Genomic DNA, 14,140 nt, shown 5'->3' on the forward strand with positions numbered 1-14,140 from the left:
TTATTGCAAATTTTACAACCAGTAATCCATATTTCTGTAACGAAATTCGTTGGCTTGGTATAAGCTGCAATGATATCGATGTATGCTGTGCGATATCGAGGGTTCCATGTGTGTATCACGGAATTTTCGTGCAAAAGGCCGCCGGTCCAAATTCCTGAATATCGGAGCATGGGCCATATGTGGCCTGGGGATGGCCGCGTGCTCAGGTTGGCGGGCGGGTCCTGAAAGTCCCTATCGTGATCTGTCGGGGACCATCGACGCATTCGAGGCGGTCTATTCGGCACAGGAACTTCAGAGATGCCTTGCCGAGCCCTTGTCGGACCGTCCCGGCTCGGCCCATCAGGTGTGCCGCGACCGTATTTCGCAGGCGCTGATGGCGGTCATCGACGTGCGCTATGCCATCTTCGAGCAGGGCCTGCTCGATACCCAGAGGTTCACGGGCCTCGGCGCGACGATTCTCCAGCTCGGACTGTCGGCCGGCGCCAGCGTCGCGTCCGGCGGAACCACCCAGGCCCTTGCGGCGGCGTCCACCGCCATCGGCGGCGTGAACGAGGCGGTCAGCCGCGAGGTGCTGGTCAACCGGACGGCCACTGCCCTGATGAGCTCCATGCATGCGCGCCGGAACGAGATCTCCCTGCGCGTCCGGACCGGGCTCGGCCGGACCGCAGCGGCCTATCCCCTCGGCGTCGCCCTGTCGGACCTGTTTGCCTACTACCGCGCGGGCACTCTGGCGGGCGCGACCACCGCGCTCAGCGAGGCCGCGAGCACCCAGGCCATCACGGCGCGCCAGGGCGTGGACAGCACGCTCGGGATCGTTCCGTCGGTGCGGATCGTGCCGCAAGCCAATCCCGGCCTTCCGGTTCCCCGGCCGGGTGCGACACAGGAGCAGCGGACGGAAGGCCGGCTCGGGCCCCCGATCCGGCCCGACGACGATCCCTCGGCGCGGGAGTTCGCGAATATCCTTGTTCCGCGCAACGCGACTCCCGAACAGCGACGCGTGATCCGCGAGCGCATGCTCCTGGCCATGGCGGCCGAGGGTGTCGTCGGCGTGGAACTCTGGCGCCTGCAGGCCGATCCCGCGCGACGGGCCGAAAGGCAGCGCGTGCTGCTTCGCTACCAGGCTCTCGCCCCGCAGGCCGATTCTCCCGCACCGCTGCCGGAGCGCCCGCCCGCGGAGGATCCGGCGGCGAAGGAACTCAGGGACATCCTGGCCCCGTCGGGTTCGACCCCGGCGCAGCGAAGCGTCATCCGGGCCCGCATGTTCCGGGCCATGGCCGCTGCCGGAATCCCGGGGGGCGATCTGACCGATCTTGTGGCCAATCCCGGGCGTGAAGCCGAGCGAGGCCGATTGCTGGCGCAATATCGCGCCCTGCTGGCAGGAGGCGAATGATGGCAGACGAGGTCTGGGGGCCGTTCGAATCCGAGGAGACCTTCACCCAGTTCAGGATCATCGCTGAAGACGGCGGAACGCCCGAGAAGCCTGTGCTGGTCGAGGAACTCCGCAGCAAGGAGGGCAAGATCTTCGCCATCGTGCGGGATCTATCGGCCGCGGCGGCGGGGCCGCCGGCTCCAGGGAGCGACATTCCGGATGCGCCACCCGTCGCCGAATTCGAGTCGCCCGATCCTGCGCCCGCAGGCGCCCCTGGAACCTTCGTGTCGGCGCGAAAGACGGCCCATCTGACGATCACCTATCTGGATGCGCAGGGGCGCGGACTCATTCGCCAGGGCGGAACCCGCGCCTGGAGAAACTGCAATCCCGGCAACATCCAGCGCGGCCCCTTCGCGCTTGGCAAAGGCGCGATCGGCGATGACGGGCGCTTTGCCGTCTTCCCCGACGAGGGGACAGGCCGGAACGCTCTCGTCGCGCTGCTGCGCGGGCCGAAGTACTTCGACCTCAGCCTTCGCGACGCCATTTTCAAATATGCCCCGCCGACCGAGAATCCTTCCGATCGCTACGTGCAGTTCGTCAGCGAGAAGGCCGGTATCGGACCAGCCCAGCGCCTGCGCGAGGCCGACGACAAGATCCCCGCCATGTCCGAGGCGATCAAGGTCATAGAGGGCTGGAAGGAAGGAGAGGAGGCCCTTCTCGGAGCGACCGGCGCCGTCGATGCTGGCGCTGGAAAGCCTCCGCTTCCGGTCGTGTCGCGGGCTGCCGGGAACTGGATGGAGATCGCGCGCCAGGAGGCGGCGCGGCCGCCGGTGGACCGGACCGAATGGGCGGGCGGGAAGTCCAACCCCCGAATCCTCGATTACTTCCGGATTGGCACGGCCTGGCGCGAGGTGACCCAGGACGAAACCGATTGGTGCGCGGCCTTCGTGAACTATTGCCTGGTCAATGCAGGCCATCCCGGAACCAACAGCCCCGGGGCAAGGTCCTTCTTCTGGAACCGGAACGGGCGCTTCGAGAGCCTGGCGGCACCCAAGCCGGGCTGCATCGTGGTGATAAGGCGGCTGCCGTTCGACGATCCCAAATGGGCGCTCGGGCCGGGGCATGTCGGGTTCTTCGTCGCCGGGACCGACAGTTCCGTGACCCTGCTGGGCGGCAACCAGTCCAACACCGTCCGCGAGAGCAACTTCCCGAAGGAGGAGCGGAGTGGTGGAAAGGTCGTCGCGAAGGTGGTCGCCTACATGATGCCGATCACTTCGTGAGGCCGGCCGTCGCGTCCAGCGCCGCCTGCAGCGTATAGGCCGCCGCCGCGGCATCCACGCTGGCCGCCCGGCGCTTCCGGGTGAGGTCAGCCTCCTCGATCATGGCCCGGTTCACGGCGGCGCTCGACAGCCGCTCGTCCCACATCGCGACCGGCAGGCCGGTGGCCGCGCCGAGCGCCAGCGCCCAATCGGTCGCGGCCTGGGCCGCGGGGCCCCGTGTGCCGTCCATCGAGAGCGGCAGCCCGACCAGCAGCCCGGCCGCCCCTTCCTTCGCGCAGATCGCCGCGATCTCGGCCGCGTTCGTCTTGAGCTTGCCGCGCTTCAGGCTGCCATAGGGGCTCGCCAGCATCAGCGTCACGTCGCTGAGCGCCAGCCCGATGGTCTTCGCGCCAGGGTCCAGCCCCAGCACCCGCGCATGGCGGGGGAGGGCGGCGCGGAGATCGGCCATGTTGAAGAGTGCCATGCGCGGCCTTATGGTCCGCCCCCTCCAGGAACGGAAGCATATGTGATGTCGCTCGATGCCGCGACGGTGCGTCGCGTCGCCAATCTGGCCCGACTGCGCCTCGATGAGACCGAAGTCGAAAAGCTCCAGGCCGAGATCAACGGCATCCTGGGCTGGATCGAGCAATTGCAGGCGGTCGATACGGAGGGCGTCGAGCCCATGGCCGGCGGCTCGCCCGTCGCCGGGAACCTCCGGTGGCGGCAGGACGCCGTGACCGATGGCGGCCAGGCCGATGCCGTGCTGCGCAATGCGCCCGACCGCGAGGGCGAATATTTCGGCGTGCCGAAGGTGGTGGAATGATGCGTCCGACCGATTACACGATCGCCGGGGGGCTGCGCGCGCTGGAGCGCCGCGAGATCAGCGCCGTCGAGCTGACCGAGGCCTATGTGAAGGCCATCGAGGCGCATAACCCGCGCCTCAACGCCTATATCACCGTGACCGCCGAGCAGGCGCTGGCGGAGGCCGGGGCCTCCGACGCGCGCCGCGCGAAGGGCGAGGCCGGCGCGCTGGAGGGCATCCCCCTCGGCATCAAGGACCTCTTCTGCACGGCGGGCACAAGGACGACCGCCGCCAGCAGGATCCTCGGCGAGTTCGTGCCGCCCTATGAGAGCACCGTCAGCGGCAACCTCAAGCGCGACGGCGCGGTCTTCCTGGGCAAGCTGAACCTGGACGAGTTCGCCATGGGCTCCTCCAACACCACCAGCGCCTTCGGGCCGGTGGAGAACCCCTGGTCGCGCGCCAACGATCCCACGAAGCGGCTGGTGCCGGGCGGCTCCTCGGGCGGCTCGGCGGCGGCGGTGGCGGCGCGGATGGCCATGGGCGCCACGGCGACGGATACGGGCGGCTCCATCCGCCAGCCCGCGGCCTTCTGCGGCATCGCCGGCATCAAGCCGACCTATGGGCGCTGCTCGCGCTGGGGAATCGTGGCCTTCGCGAGCTCGCTGGACCAGGCGGGGCCGGTGGCGCGCAACGTCGAGGATTGCGCGATCCTGCTGCGCAGCATGGCGGGCTTCGATCCGAAGGACAGCACCAGCGCCGACCTGCCGGTGCCGGATTTTCAGGCCGCCTGCACGCGCTCGGTGAAGGGGCTGCGGATTGGCGTACCGGCGGAATACACCATGCCGGGGCTGGCGCCGGAGATCGAGGCGCTGTGGCAGCAGGGGCTCGCCTGGCTGAAGGACGCCGGGGCCGAGATCGTGCCGATCAGCCTGCCGCACACGAAATACGCGCTGCCCACCTATTATGTAGTGGCGCCCGCGGAGGCCTCGTCCAACCTCGCGCGCTATGACGGGGTGCGCTTCGGACTGCGCAGCGCGGAACGTGATTCCGACCTGCGCGACCTTTACGAGCGGACGCGTGCGGCCGGCTTCGGCGCGGAGGTGCGGCGGCGCATCATGATCGGCACCTATGTGCTGAGCGCCGGCTACTACGACGCCTATTACCTCAAGGCCCAGAAGGTCCGTGCGCTGATCGCCCGCGACTTCACGGCAGCCTGGGAGAGAGTGGACGCCATCGTGACGCCCGCGACCCCCACCGCCGCCTTCCCGATGGACGAGCGGCAGGACGATCCTGTCACCATGTACCTCAACGACGTCTTCACCGTGACGGCCAATCTCGCGGGGCTTCCGGGCATCGCGGTGCCGGCGGGGCTGGACGGGCAGGGGCTCCCGCTGGGCTTGCAGGTCATCGGCAAGGCCTTCGACGAGGAGACGGTCTTCGCCGTCGGCTCCGCGCTGGAGCGGGCGGCCAACTTCACAGCCAAGCCGCAGGTGATGGCATGACCTTCGCCTTCGACCCGAGAAAGCTTTCCGACGATCAGTTGCTGAACCTCAGCCGGTGGCTAGCGGATAATGGCCAAGGAGATTCGGAAAAAGCTCGCTTAGTGCGAATCGAATTGGCCCATAGGCGGCCAGCTTCCGCTCGGCGGCCCGCTAATACAACTAGGGCGGCCATAGATGCATCAAGTGCAGCGGCATTGCTGTCCCTGGCTGTTCTGCGGGAGCGGCTGGCTGAATGCGAAGGGAAAGATAGCCCTGAGTGTGACGAGATCCGGGACGAGTTTCAGCGAAGCGACCACTCCCGTATCAACCCTGATGAGATTCTTGAGCTGATTCGGTCCTACGCCAAGCTGGGAAAATACCTGTGCTACAAGGACATCACCGATCATTATGGATTGCGATTTGATCGGGTTAGACACCCCTTGGCGAAGCTGCTGGATGAGATCTGTGAAGAACAGTACAGGAAAAATGGAATTTTTCCCACGTCGATCATAGTGCCCAAACCCAGCGTTGCTTCGGGACAGATGACGTCTGATATCATCAAAGGGTTCGATGATCTGTTCGATCGGCTGAATACACCCGATCAGTCGCGTGGTGAAAGTCGGATCCGAAACGAACAGCAGCGAATGTTTTCCTGGGCTAGGGGCGAGGCAGCTGAATGAGTGCGAGCTACACCATCGAAGGGGACACCGGCCCCTGGGAAGTCGTCGTGGGCCTCGAGGTCCATGCGCAGGTGCTGTCGCAGTCCAAGCTGTTCTCGGGCGCGGCCACCGCCTTCGGCGCCGAGCCGAACAGCCAGGTCAGCTTCGTGGATGCCGGCTTCCCCGGCATGCTGCCCGTCATCAACGGCGAGTGCGTGGCGCAGGCCGTGCGCACGGGCCTCGGGCTGAACGCGAAGGTAAATCTCTGGTCGCGCTTCGACCGGAAGAACTATTTCTATGCGGATCTGCCGCAGGGCTACCAGATCAGCCAGTACAAGGACCCGATCATCGGCGAGGGCGTGATCGAGATCACGCTGGCCGACGGCACGACCAAGAACATCGGCATCACGCGCCTGCACCTGGAGCAGGACGCGGGAAAGTCGCTGCACGACCAGCATCCGAGCAAGTCGTTCATCGACCTGAACCGTTCCGGCGTCGCGCTCATGGAGATCGTGAGCGAGCCCGACATGCGCTCCCCCGAGGAGGCCGGCGCCTATCTCGCCAAGCTGCGGCAGATCGTGCGCTACCTCGGCACCTGCGACGGCAACATGGACGAGGGCTCCATGCGCGCCGACGTGAACGTTTCCGTCCGCAAGGCGGGCGAGGGCTTCCGGACGCGCTGCGAGATCAAGAACGTGAACTCGGTCCGCTTCGTCATGCAGGCCGTGGAGGCCGAGGCGCGGCGGCAGATCGAGGTCTGGGAATCCGGCGGCACCGTCGAGCAGGAGACGCGGCTCTTCGACACGGCGCGCGGCACCACGCGCTCCATGCGGTCGAAGGAGGACGCGCACGACTACCGCTACTTCCCCGATCCGGACCTGCCTCCGCTGGTGCTGGAGCAGTCCTGGGTGGACCAGCTCAAGGCGAGCCTGCCGGAGCTGCCGGACGCGCGGCGCGCGCGCTACGTGGCGCTCGGCCTCTCGCCCTATGACGCTCATGTGCTGACGATCGAGAAGGAGACCGCGACCTTCTTCGAGATCGTGGCCAAGGGGCGCGACGCCAAGGTCGCCGCCAACTGGGTAACGGGCGACTACTTCGCCGCACTGAACCGGCTGAAGCGCGACGTTTCCGACAGCCCGGTGAGCGCCGAGAACCTCGGCGCGCTCCTGGACCTGATCGCGGACGGCACGCTGTCCGGCAAGCTCGCCAAGGATGTCTTCGAGGCGATGCTGGAGGTCGACGAGGCACCGGCGCAGATCGTCGAGAAGCGCGGCCTGCGCCAGGTGACGGATACGGGTGCCATCGAGGCGGCGGTGGACGGCGTGCTCGCCGCGAATGCCGACAAGATCGCGCAGTACAAGGGCGGGAAGACGGGGCTCTTCGGCTTCTTCGTGGGGCAGACCATGAAGGCCATGGGCGGGAAGGGGAATCCCGCCATCGTCAATGATCTGCTGAAGCAGAAGCTCGACGGCTGAGACGCCGGCAGGGGCGGCGCCGCCGTCCCTGCCGCGGTCCGGCATCAGGGACGGGCGGGATCGTCCACGGCCTCGCCGTCGCCGTCTTCCCGGTCTTCGTCGTCATCCTCGTCGTCGAGGTCCAGGATGTCGGCGTCGCGCACCACCGCGAGGCAGGCGGCGTAGGTTTCGAGGTACCAATTTCGGTCGCCATCCTCCTCCTTGCCTTCGGCCACGGCAATCATGCGCAGCAGTGCCAGCGCCACGGCGGCATCGCTGTCGCCCTCGATCTCGATTGTCACATCCGACATCTCTGTCCCTCCGTTCATGGAATGAACCGATTTCACGCCGCGGGCTGCGACAGGATCATCGCCATTCCATGACACTTCAACGCGCGATGCGGTCGATCAGCCGATCATTGTAGCGCTGGGCCATCCCGGGGATGAGCAGCGCGTCCAGCAGCCACCAGATGCCGATGACGCCCAGGCCGAGATAGCCGATGAAGATGAGGGTCAGCAGCATCGAGACGCCGAAGATCGCCAGCATGACCAGGCCCGAGCCCCAGCGGCCCAGATACATCCGGTGCACGCCGCCATAGCCCAGGAAGAACCAGATCAGATAGGCGGCCACCACGGAGCGGCTGGCCGCGTCGTAGCGCATGCGCGCGACCATGTCGTCGGAGGGGCGGGTGGGCGTCTGCATCGGCGTGATCCTTTCGGGCCCGGCTTTCCGGGCGGCGCATTCCAGCCATAAGGTGGTGGAAACACCCGTCCACGAAAAGGCACGCCATGACGATCGAGTTGCATAGCTGGAACACCCCCAATGGCCGCAAGATCAGCGTGGCGCTGGAGGAGATGGGGCTGCCCTATACGGTGAAGACCGTGAACATCGGCAGGGACGAGCAGTTCGAGCCCAGCTTCCTGGAATTCTCGCCGAACAACCGCATCCCGGCGATCCGGGATCCGGACGGGCCGGGCGGGAAGATGATCACCGTCTTCGAGAGCGGCGCGATCCTCTACTATCTCGCTGAGAAGACCGGGAAGTTCATGCCGAAGGACCTCCGCGCCCGCATCCCCGTGATGGAATGGCTCATGTGGCAGATGGGCGGCTTCGGCCCCATGCCGGGCCAGGTGCATCACTTCCTGATGCAGCCCGAGGGTCCGGCGCGCGACTATGGCTTCAACCGCTACCACAAGGAGACGAAGCGGCTCTACGGCGTGCTGGACCGCCGCCTGGCCGGCCGCGACTTCGTGGCGACGGAAGGCGAGCCGAGCATTGCCGACTTCGCCATCCTCGGCTGGGCCTGGCGGCACGAGCGGCACCAGGTCTCCTTCGACGACCTGCCGAATGTCGGCGCCTGGTACGCGCGGATGATGGCGCGGCCGGCGACGGCCAAGGGCTTCGAGGTGGCGCTGAGCTGAAGACTCGAAAGGCCGGTTTGACGGCGCGGAAACGGCCCTGTATCAACCGGCTCGCATACGTCGTGTGAACTTCAAGCCCTGCGGAGGGGTGGCCGAGTGGCCGAAGGCGGCGGTTTGCTAAACCGTTATAGGATGTCAAGTCCTATCGTGGGTTCGAATCCCATCCCCTCCGCCAGTTCCTTTCGTGTTTCCATTTCTGCTGGCAAGCCCCGTCCGCAACGCCAAGCGCAGGAACGCGCGAAGGCCCGCGTCAGGAAGCAGGCACCCTGACCGGCACCGCAACCCGGAACACATCAGGCCCTCGCCAAGGGCTACTGAACTCGACAGGCCTCCGCGTCACAACGAGGCGGCCGCCGCCTCCAACCCATCCCCAGCGCACCCCGCGGCCCTCGTGCTGCCCTCAGTCGGCAAAGGCGCCTGCCGCCTCGATGATCGGCCGCCAGCGCGCGATCTCCTCGATATGGTAGCGGCGATGAAGGGCGATGCTCGCTCGGTCCGGCGTGGCGGGATCGGTGACGAGGTCGGCGAAGCGCGAACGCAGCCGCTCCTCGCGGAGCGCCGCCTGCAACGCGGTGGATATCCGCTCCTGCACCGCCTCCGGGGTGCCCGCCGGTGCATAGAGGCCGTGCCAGGTGGTCATGACGAAGGCGGGCGCACCGGCCTCGGTCGTGGTGGGTATATCCGGCAGCCCGGGCAGGCGGGCGGAGCTGGTCACGGCAAAGGCGCGGATCCTGCCGTCGCGGATGAAGGGCGCGGTGTTGGTCGCCTGGTCGCAGAGCAGGTCGAGGCGCCCGGCCATGAGTTCGGTGATGGCCGGAGCGGTGCCGCGAAAGGCGACGATGGTTGCCCTGTTGCCCGCGGCACCTTGCAGCAGCAGGCCGCAGAGATTGGCGGCCGAGGCCAGGCCCGCGGTGCCGAGGTTCAGCTCGTTGCCGCGCCGCCGCAGCTCGCCGAGCAGCCCGGCGAAGTTCTCTGCCGGGAAGCCGGGCCGTGCGATCACCGTCATCGCGGCATCGGACACGAGGCCGAGCGGCGCGAAGTCCGCGGCGGTGTCATAGGCGAGGCGGCGGAACAGCGTCGCGCCGGCCGCCAGGCCCACATTGCTCATCAGCAGCGTGTAGCCGTCGGGCCGCGCCTGGGCGACGCGCTGGGCACCGAGATGGGCAGGGGCCGTATTCTCGACCAGGACGGGCTGCGGCATGTGGCGCGTCATGCTTTCCGCCACGATCCGGGTGACCACGTCGGTGGGGCCGCCGGCAGCCCCGCCCGCGACGATGATGACGGGCCGGTTGGGATAGTCCTGCGCCCGGGCTGCCGCGCACCCGATGGTCACGGCTGCGAGGGCCAGCAAGGCTTGGCGGATGGGCGTCATGCGTCTTCTCCCTCCGCGATCGCAGGGGCACGCCGCGGTTCCCGCATGTTTGGGATCATCCGCGCGCGCGTGCAAGGCGCCGTCACCCGCCTTGCCTCCGAGGGCGCGAAGACCAGCCTAGGCGTCGGCCATCAGGGCTCCCGCGAGGCGCTGGCGCGCCTGACGCAGCGCGCGAACCGCGTTCCAGCCCAGCGCCCCGACCAGCCGCCCCTCGACCCGGCACAGGGCGACGAAGCGCCCCGGCGCCGCGGCATCGGGCTCTATCTCGATCTCGCCCCCCGGAGGAAAGAGCCCGTAGCTCTGCAGCTTCACGTCGAACTGATCGGACCAGAGGAAGGGGATCGGCCGAAAGGCCTCCCGCGCGCCGAGCAGGTTGCGCGCGGCAGCGGCGCCCTGTTCGGAGGCATTCATGCGATGCTCGATGCGAAGCCGCCGCCCATAGCCCTCATGCCACCAGGATGCGAGGTCGCCCGCCGCGTAGATGCCGGGTGCCGCCTGGCAGAAGGCGTCGCAGACCACGCCATCGGCGAGGTCGAGCCCGCTGCCGGCCAGCCAGCCCGTCGTCGGCACCGATCCGATGGCGACCAGCACCAGCTCCGCCGGAAGGATCCGGCCGCCGGGGAGGCGCAGGCCGGTCACGTGATCCGCGCCCTCGATTCTGAGGACCTGCGTGGACGGCAGTAGGGCCACGCCCGCCTCCCGATGCCGCTGCGCGATCATCTCGCCGATGCGCGCGCCGAACTGCCGGGCCATGGGCAGCGCGGCCTGGCCCACCAGCGTGACCTCGCAGCCCAGCCCCCGCGCGGTCGCGGCGAACTCCGTCCCCAGCACGCCGGAGCCGATCACGGCGACGCGAGGCTTCGCCGCAAGCGCGTCACGGATCGCCAGCGCATCGTCGAGGCCGCGCAGCACGTGGACCCCGGCCGGCATGCGCCCCGGCAGCCGGCGCGGACGAACGCCGGTCGCCAGGATCAGCCCGTCGAAATCGAGGCCGTCGTTATTCTCGAGAGTCACCCGCCGCGCGGCGACATCCAGCGAGACGGCCCGCACACCCAGCCGCCATTCGGCGCCGAGCGCGTCGAGCGCCGCCTGGTCGCGCAGCGCCAGCCGCCCGGCCTCCCAGGCGCCCGACATGAGCTGCTTGGACAAAGGCGGCCGGTCGTAGGGCGCGTGCCGCTCCTCGCCCACGAGGGTGATGGTGCCGCCGAAGCCTTCGGCCCGCAGGGTCTCCGCCGCCGCCAGCCCCGCCGCGGAGGCGCCGACGATGACGACGCGCCTCACACCTCGACCTTGATCGCCAGCGCCGGGCAAAGGCGGATCGCCTGCCGGACCTCGGCCAGCTTGTCGTCCGGCGGCGTCTCGTCCAGCAGGATGACGATGCCGTCCTCCTCGCGCTGGTCGAAGACGGTCGGGGCCGCCAGCACGCATTGGCCGGCGCCGCAGCACTTGTCTTCTTCGATGGTCACTCGCATCGCTGAATTCCCCCTACCAAGCGACCGGCAGATGTTCGATGCCGTAGACGAAGTTGTCTTCCTTGAAGTCCAGCTCGGAGACCGGCACCGCGAGGCGCATTGTCGGAATCCGCCGCATGAGCGTGCCGATGGCGATCTGCAGCTCCGCGCGCGCCAGCGGCTGGCCGAGGCACTGGTGCACGCCGAAGCCGAAGGCGACATGGCCCCGCGCGTCGCGGCGGATGTCGAAGCGGTCGGCATCGGGGAAGACCTCCGGGTCGCGGTCGGCGGCCGGGTTGTGGCAGATGATGCCCTCGCCGGCGCGGATGGTGACGCCGCCGATCTCGATGTCCTCGATCGCCGTGCGGCGGCGTCCTGCATGGGCCGCGTCGACGTAGCGCAGGATCTCCTCGATGGCGCCGTTCAGCAGGGAGGGATCCTCGACCAGCGCCTTCTGCTGCTCGGGATGCTCGAGCAGCGCCAGCAGGCCGAGCGACATGGTATTGGCCGAGGTCTCGTGCCCCGCCACCAGGAGCAGGCGGCCGATGCCGATGAGCTGCTGCTTGGTGATGTGCCCGGGGCGCAGCTGGGTCACGACCAGCCGGCTGAACATGTCCTCGCCCGGATCGGCGTTCTTGCGGTCGATCAGCGAGCCGATATAGCCGTCGCAGAGCTCCACGATCGCCGCCGAGGCCACGGCCGGCGGCGTCTTGCCGTTGGCGATGACCATGCCCTTCTCGTGGAAGTAGTGCTGGTCCTCATAGGGCACGCCCAGCAGGTCGCAGATCATGATCATCGGCAGGGCGAGCGTGAGCTCATGCACGATGTCGGCGGGCGGGCCCTTGGCGAGGATGGCGTCGATCCGCTCGTCCACCAGGGACTGGATGCGCGGCCGCATGGCCTCGATGCGCTTCACCGTGAAGTCGGCCGTCAGCATGCGCCGGAAATACGGGTGCTGCGGCGCGTCCATGGTGATGAAGCTCGGATACTTGGCCCGCACCATGGCCATGCCCGGATTCGCGCCGGGATAGCCGGGCCTGGAATTGTCGGCGCTGACGCGCGGGTCGGCGAGCAGCGCGCGCACATCCTCGTAGCGCGTGACGAGCCAAGCTTCCTGGCCCGTCCACATCTTCACCCGCGCGATGGGCTGCGTCTTCCGCAGCTCCCGCAGCTCGGGCGGCGGGTCGAGCGGGCAGCCGCTGCGGCGCGTCGGATAGTCGGGGACCCGCCCCGCATGGAAAGGGCAGCCCGCGGCAGCGGCGTCGTGCGAGACGGACATGGGATCTCCTTCTCAGGCGGCCTGATCGCTCTTCTTCAGGAAGTCGGCGAGCTGGTAGGATTGGGTGACGTTCCTGGCCATGCCCGTCGCGCGGCCCCAGTCGTAGGTGCGGTAGCTGTGCCCGCGCGTGACGTATTGCCCACCCGCGTAGAACATCTCGTATTGCAGGTGGCGCGAGGCGAATTCCGTGCCCACGGCGTCCCAGGTCAGCTTCATCAGCTTCACCCGCTCCTCGCCCGTCATGGCCGGCGAGATCTGCGTCGCCGCGATGACGCGCGACAGCTCGGGATGCGAGAAATCCTCCACCGACGAAGGCAGCATCAGCAAGGCGCCGCCGGCCAGCTCGCGGATCACCTGGATCACCTGCGGGTACATCTCCTGCGACTGGACCTGGGCTGCGTAGAGCAGGTGCTTGTTCGGCAGGTAGTATTCGCCGACCATCTGCCCGCCGGCCTCCATGCCCAGCACCATCCCCTCGATCAGCGCGGCTTGCGAGGCCAGCTTGCCCAGTTGCTCGCGCACGGGCGGCATGTTCACGGTGCCGATGGTCTCCGCCACCCCGCGGGCGAGGCCCACCAGGAAGCGCAGCTTCACCGAGAGGCGGATCTGCGCCTGGTAATTCTGGTAGACATGGGCCCCGGTGTCGTGGAGCTGGGCGCGGCACATGTCGGTGTCGCGATAGACGAAGATGCGCTCCCAGGGAACCTTCACGTCGTCGAAGAAGATGAGGGCGTCGTTCTCGTCGTAGCGGAAGGAGAGCGGGTGGTCGTATTCGCTGGTCGCCGCCTCCTCGAAGCTGCGGCGGGAGAGCAGCTTCATGCCCTTGGCGTTCATCGGCAGGGCGCAGGAGAAGGCCATGTCCTCCTCGCCGCGCTTCAGCGGCTGGCCGGAGCCCACGAAGATCTCGTTGGCCATGATGGCCGAGGTCGCGAAGAGCTTGGCGCCGCGGATGGTGATGCCGGAGCTGTCCTCGTCGACGATTCGCGCGATCATGTCCTCCGCGCCCTCGCCCTGGTCGCCGAAGGCCTTGGAGCGGTCGCCCTGCACGTTGTTGATGACGTAGGTGAGGAAGAGGTCGTTGGCGCGCGCGTGCTCGTACCAGTCTCGGAAGGCCTTGCCGCGCGCGGGGTCGTGGCGGTCGAAAACCTCGGCGCCCATGTACTGCGCGGAGACAGAGGAGGCGACGTGGTCGGGCGAGCGGCCGAGGAAGCCGCAGGTGAGCTCGGCCCATTCCACCAGCGCCTTGCGGCGCTCCACCATCTCCCCGTAGCTCCTCGGATGCTGCCAGGCGCGGTTGACGCGCCGGCCGCCGCCGAGATCGAAGGTCATGCGCTCGATATTCTCGGGGCGGGCCTGGTGGTCGTAGAGCATGGCGGCCGAGCCGATGGCGTTCCGGTAGGCCGGGTGGGCGGTGACATCGCCCACGAGCTTGCCGTTGAGGTAGACGGCACGGCCGTCGCGGACGGCGCTCAGGTGCTGGGCCCCATCCTTGACGATGCAGTCCTGGACGGCCGGCGGGTTCGCGCTGCTCATGGAGATGTCCTTCCGAAGGGAGATGCGCGCAATCCGCTGCGCGCATCTCTAATACCTATC

At 67.9% G+C, this 14,140-nt stretch carries 15 protein-coding genes and 1 tRNA gene; 8 read left to right on the forward strand and 8 right to left on the reverse strand.

Features of this window, described 5'->3' with window-relative positions; all coding sequences use genetic code 11:
* The first annotated feature begins 82 nt into the window (after positions 1-82).
* Positions 83-1,390, forward strand: coding sequence for a hypothetical protein (locus EJV46_RS01655; RefSeq protein WP_131546847.1), 1,308 nt, complete (start codon positions 83-85; stop codon positions 1,388-1,390).
* Positions 1,390-2,649 (forward strand): TIGR02594 family protein, encoded by a 1,260-nt coding sequence (locus EJV46_RS01660; protein WP_131546848.1) that lies wholly within the window; start codon positions 1,390-1,392, stop codon positions 2,647-2,649. The genes EJV46_RS01655 and EJV46_RS01660 overlap by 1 nt, the downstream gene beginning before the upstream one ends.
* On the opposite strand, the gene ruvX is transcribed toward EJV46_RS01660, so the two are convergent.
* Positions 2,639-3,112, reverse strand: coding sequence for a Holliday junction resolvase RuvX (gene ruvX, locus EJV46_RS01665; RefSeq protein ID WP_131546849.1), 474 nt, complete (start codon positions 3,110-3,112; stop codon positions 2,639-2,641). The genes EJV46_RS01660 and ruvX overlap by 11 nt on opposite strands.
* Before the next feature lie 45 nt (positions 3,113-3,157).
* On the opposite strand from ruvX, the gene gatC reads away from it, so the two are divergent.
* The 4 genes from gatC to gatB are packed head-to-tail and all read left to right on the forward strand — an operon-like array spanning position 3,158 to position 7,045.
* Positions 3,158-3,451, forward strand: coding sequence for an Asp-tRNA(Asn)/Glu-tRNA(Gln) amidotransferase subunit GatC (gene gatC, locus EJV46_RS01670; protein ID WP_131546850.1), 294 nt, complete (start codon positions 3,158-3,160; stop codon positions 3,449-3,451).
* Positions 3,451-4,932 (forward strand): Asp-tRNA(Asn)/Glu-tRNA(Gln) amidotransferase subunit GatA, encoded by a 1,482-nt coding sequence (gene gatA / locus EJV46_RS01675; protein WP_131546851.1) that lies wholly within the window; start codon positions 3,451-3,453, stop codon positions 4,930-4,932. Before gatC ends, gatA begins: the two co-directional genes overlap by 1 nt.
* A complete protein-coding gene (locus EJV46_RS01680; protein ID WP_131546852.1) occupies positions 4,929-5,591 on the forward strand; it encodes a hypothetical protein in 663 nt (220 codons plus the stop codon). Before gatA ends, EJV46_RS01680 begins: the two co-directional genes overlap by 4 nt.
* Positions 5,588-7,045 (forward strand): Asp-tRNA(Asn)/Glu-tRNA(Gln) amidotransferase subunit GatB, encoded by a 1,458-nt coding sequence (gene gatB, locus EJV46_RS01685; protein ID WP_131546853.1) that lies wholly within the window; start codon positions 5,588-5,590, stop codon positions 7,043-7,045. The genes EJV46_RS01680 and gatB overlap by 4 nt, the downstream gene beginning before the upstream one ends.
* A 44-nt stretch (positions 7,046-7,089) precedes the next feature.
* Here the strand turns inward: gatB and EJV46_RS01690 are convergent, their stop codons facing one another.
* Entirely contained in the window at positions 7,090-7,335 is a 246-nt protein-coding gene (locus EJV46_RS01690; RefSeq protein WP_165585275.1) for a hypothetical protein, read from the reverse strand.
* A gap of 76 nt (positions 7,336-7,411) precedes the next feature.
* Complete coding sequence (locus EJV46_RS01695; protein WP_165585276.1) at positions 7,412-7,726, reverse strand: TM2 domain-containing protein; 315 nt, start codon at positions 7,724-7,726, stop codon at positions 7,412-7,414.
* Positions 7,727-7,812: 86 nt separating this feature from the next.
* Here EJV46_RS01695 and EJV46_RS01700 point away from each other — a divergent pair, with 86 nt between their 5' ends.
* Complete coding sequence (locus EJV46_RS01700) at positions 7,813-8,445, forward strand: glutathione S-transferase family protein (RefSeq protein ID WP_131546855.1); 633 nt, start codon at positions 7,813-7,815, stop codon at positions 8,443-8,445.
* Positions 8,446-8,527: 82 nt separating this feature from the next.
* A tRNA-Ser gene (locus EJV46_RS01705) sits at positions 8,528-8,620 on the forward strand.
* Between the two features lie 225 nt (positions 8,621-8,845).
* On the opposite strand, the gene EJV46_RS01710 is transcribed toward EJV46_RS01705, so the two are convergent.
* The 5 genes from EJV46_RS01710 to EJV46_RS01730 form a co-directional block, all read right to left on the reverse strand.
* Positions 8,846-9,817, reverse strand: a complete 972-nt coding sequence (locus EJV46_RS01710; RefSeq protein WP_131546856.1) for a tripartite tricarboxylate transporter substrate-binding protein — start codon at positions 9,815-9,817, stop codon at positions 8,846-8,848.
* Positions 9,818-9,934: 117 nt separating this feature from the next.
* On the reverse strand, positions 9,935-11,098 hold the full coding sequence (locus EJV46_RS01715) for an NAD(P)/FAD-dependent oxidoreductase (RefSeq protein WP_131546857.1): 1,164 nt from the start codon (positions 11,096-11,098) through the stop codon (positions 9,935-9,937).
* Positions 11,095-11,289, reverse strand: coding sequence for a ferredoxin (locus EJV46_RS01720; protein WP_131546858.1), 195 nt, complete (start codon positions 11,287-11,289; stop codon positions 11,095-11,097). Before EJV46_RS01720 ends, EJV46_RS01715 begins: the two co-directional genes overlap by 4 nt.
* A 13-nt stretch (positions 11,290-11,302) precedes the next feature.
* The gene (locus EJV46_RS01725; protein WP_131546859.1) at positions 11,303-12,547 is read right to left on the reverse strand and encodes a cytochrome P450; all 1,245 of its coding nucleotides are present in this window, start codon (positions 12,545-12,547) and stop codon (positions 11,303-11,305) included.
* A gap of 12 nt (positions 12,548-12,559) precedes the next feature.
* Positions 12,560-14,080 carry a 4-hydroxyphenylacetate 3-hydroxylase family protein gene (locus EJV46_RS01730; RefSeq protein ID WP_206020677.1) on the reverse strand — a complete coding sequence of 507 codons (1,521 nt, stop codon included), beginning with the start codon at positions 14,078-14,080 and terminating at the stop codon, positions 12,560-12,562.
* Between the last annotated feature and the right edge of the window lie 60 nt (positions 14,081-14,140).

Origin of the sequence: Roseococcus sp. SYP-B2431 (assembly GCF_004336745.1) — a bacterium.
Classification (GTDB): Bacteria; Pseudomonadota; Alphaproteobacteria; order Acetobacterales; family Acetobacteraceae; genus Roseococcus.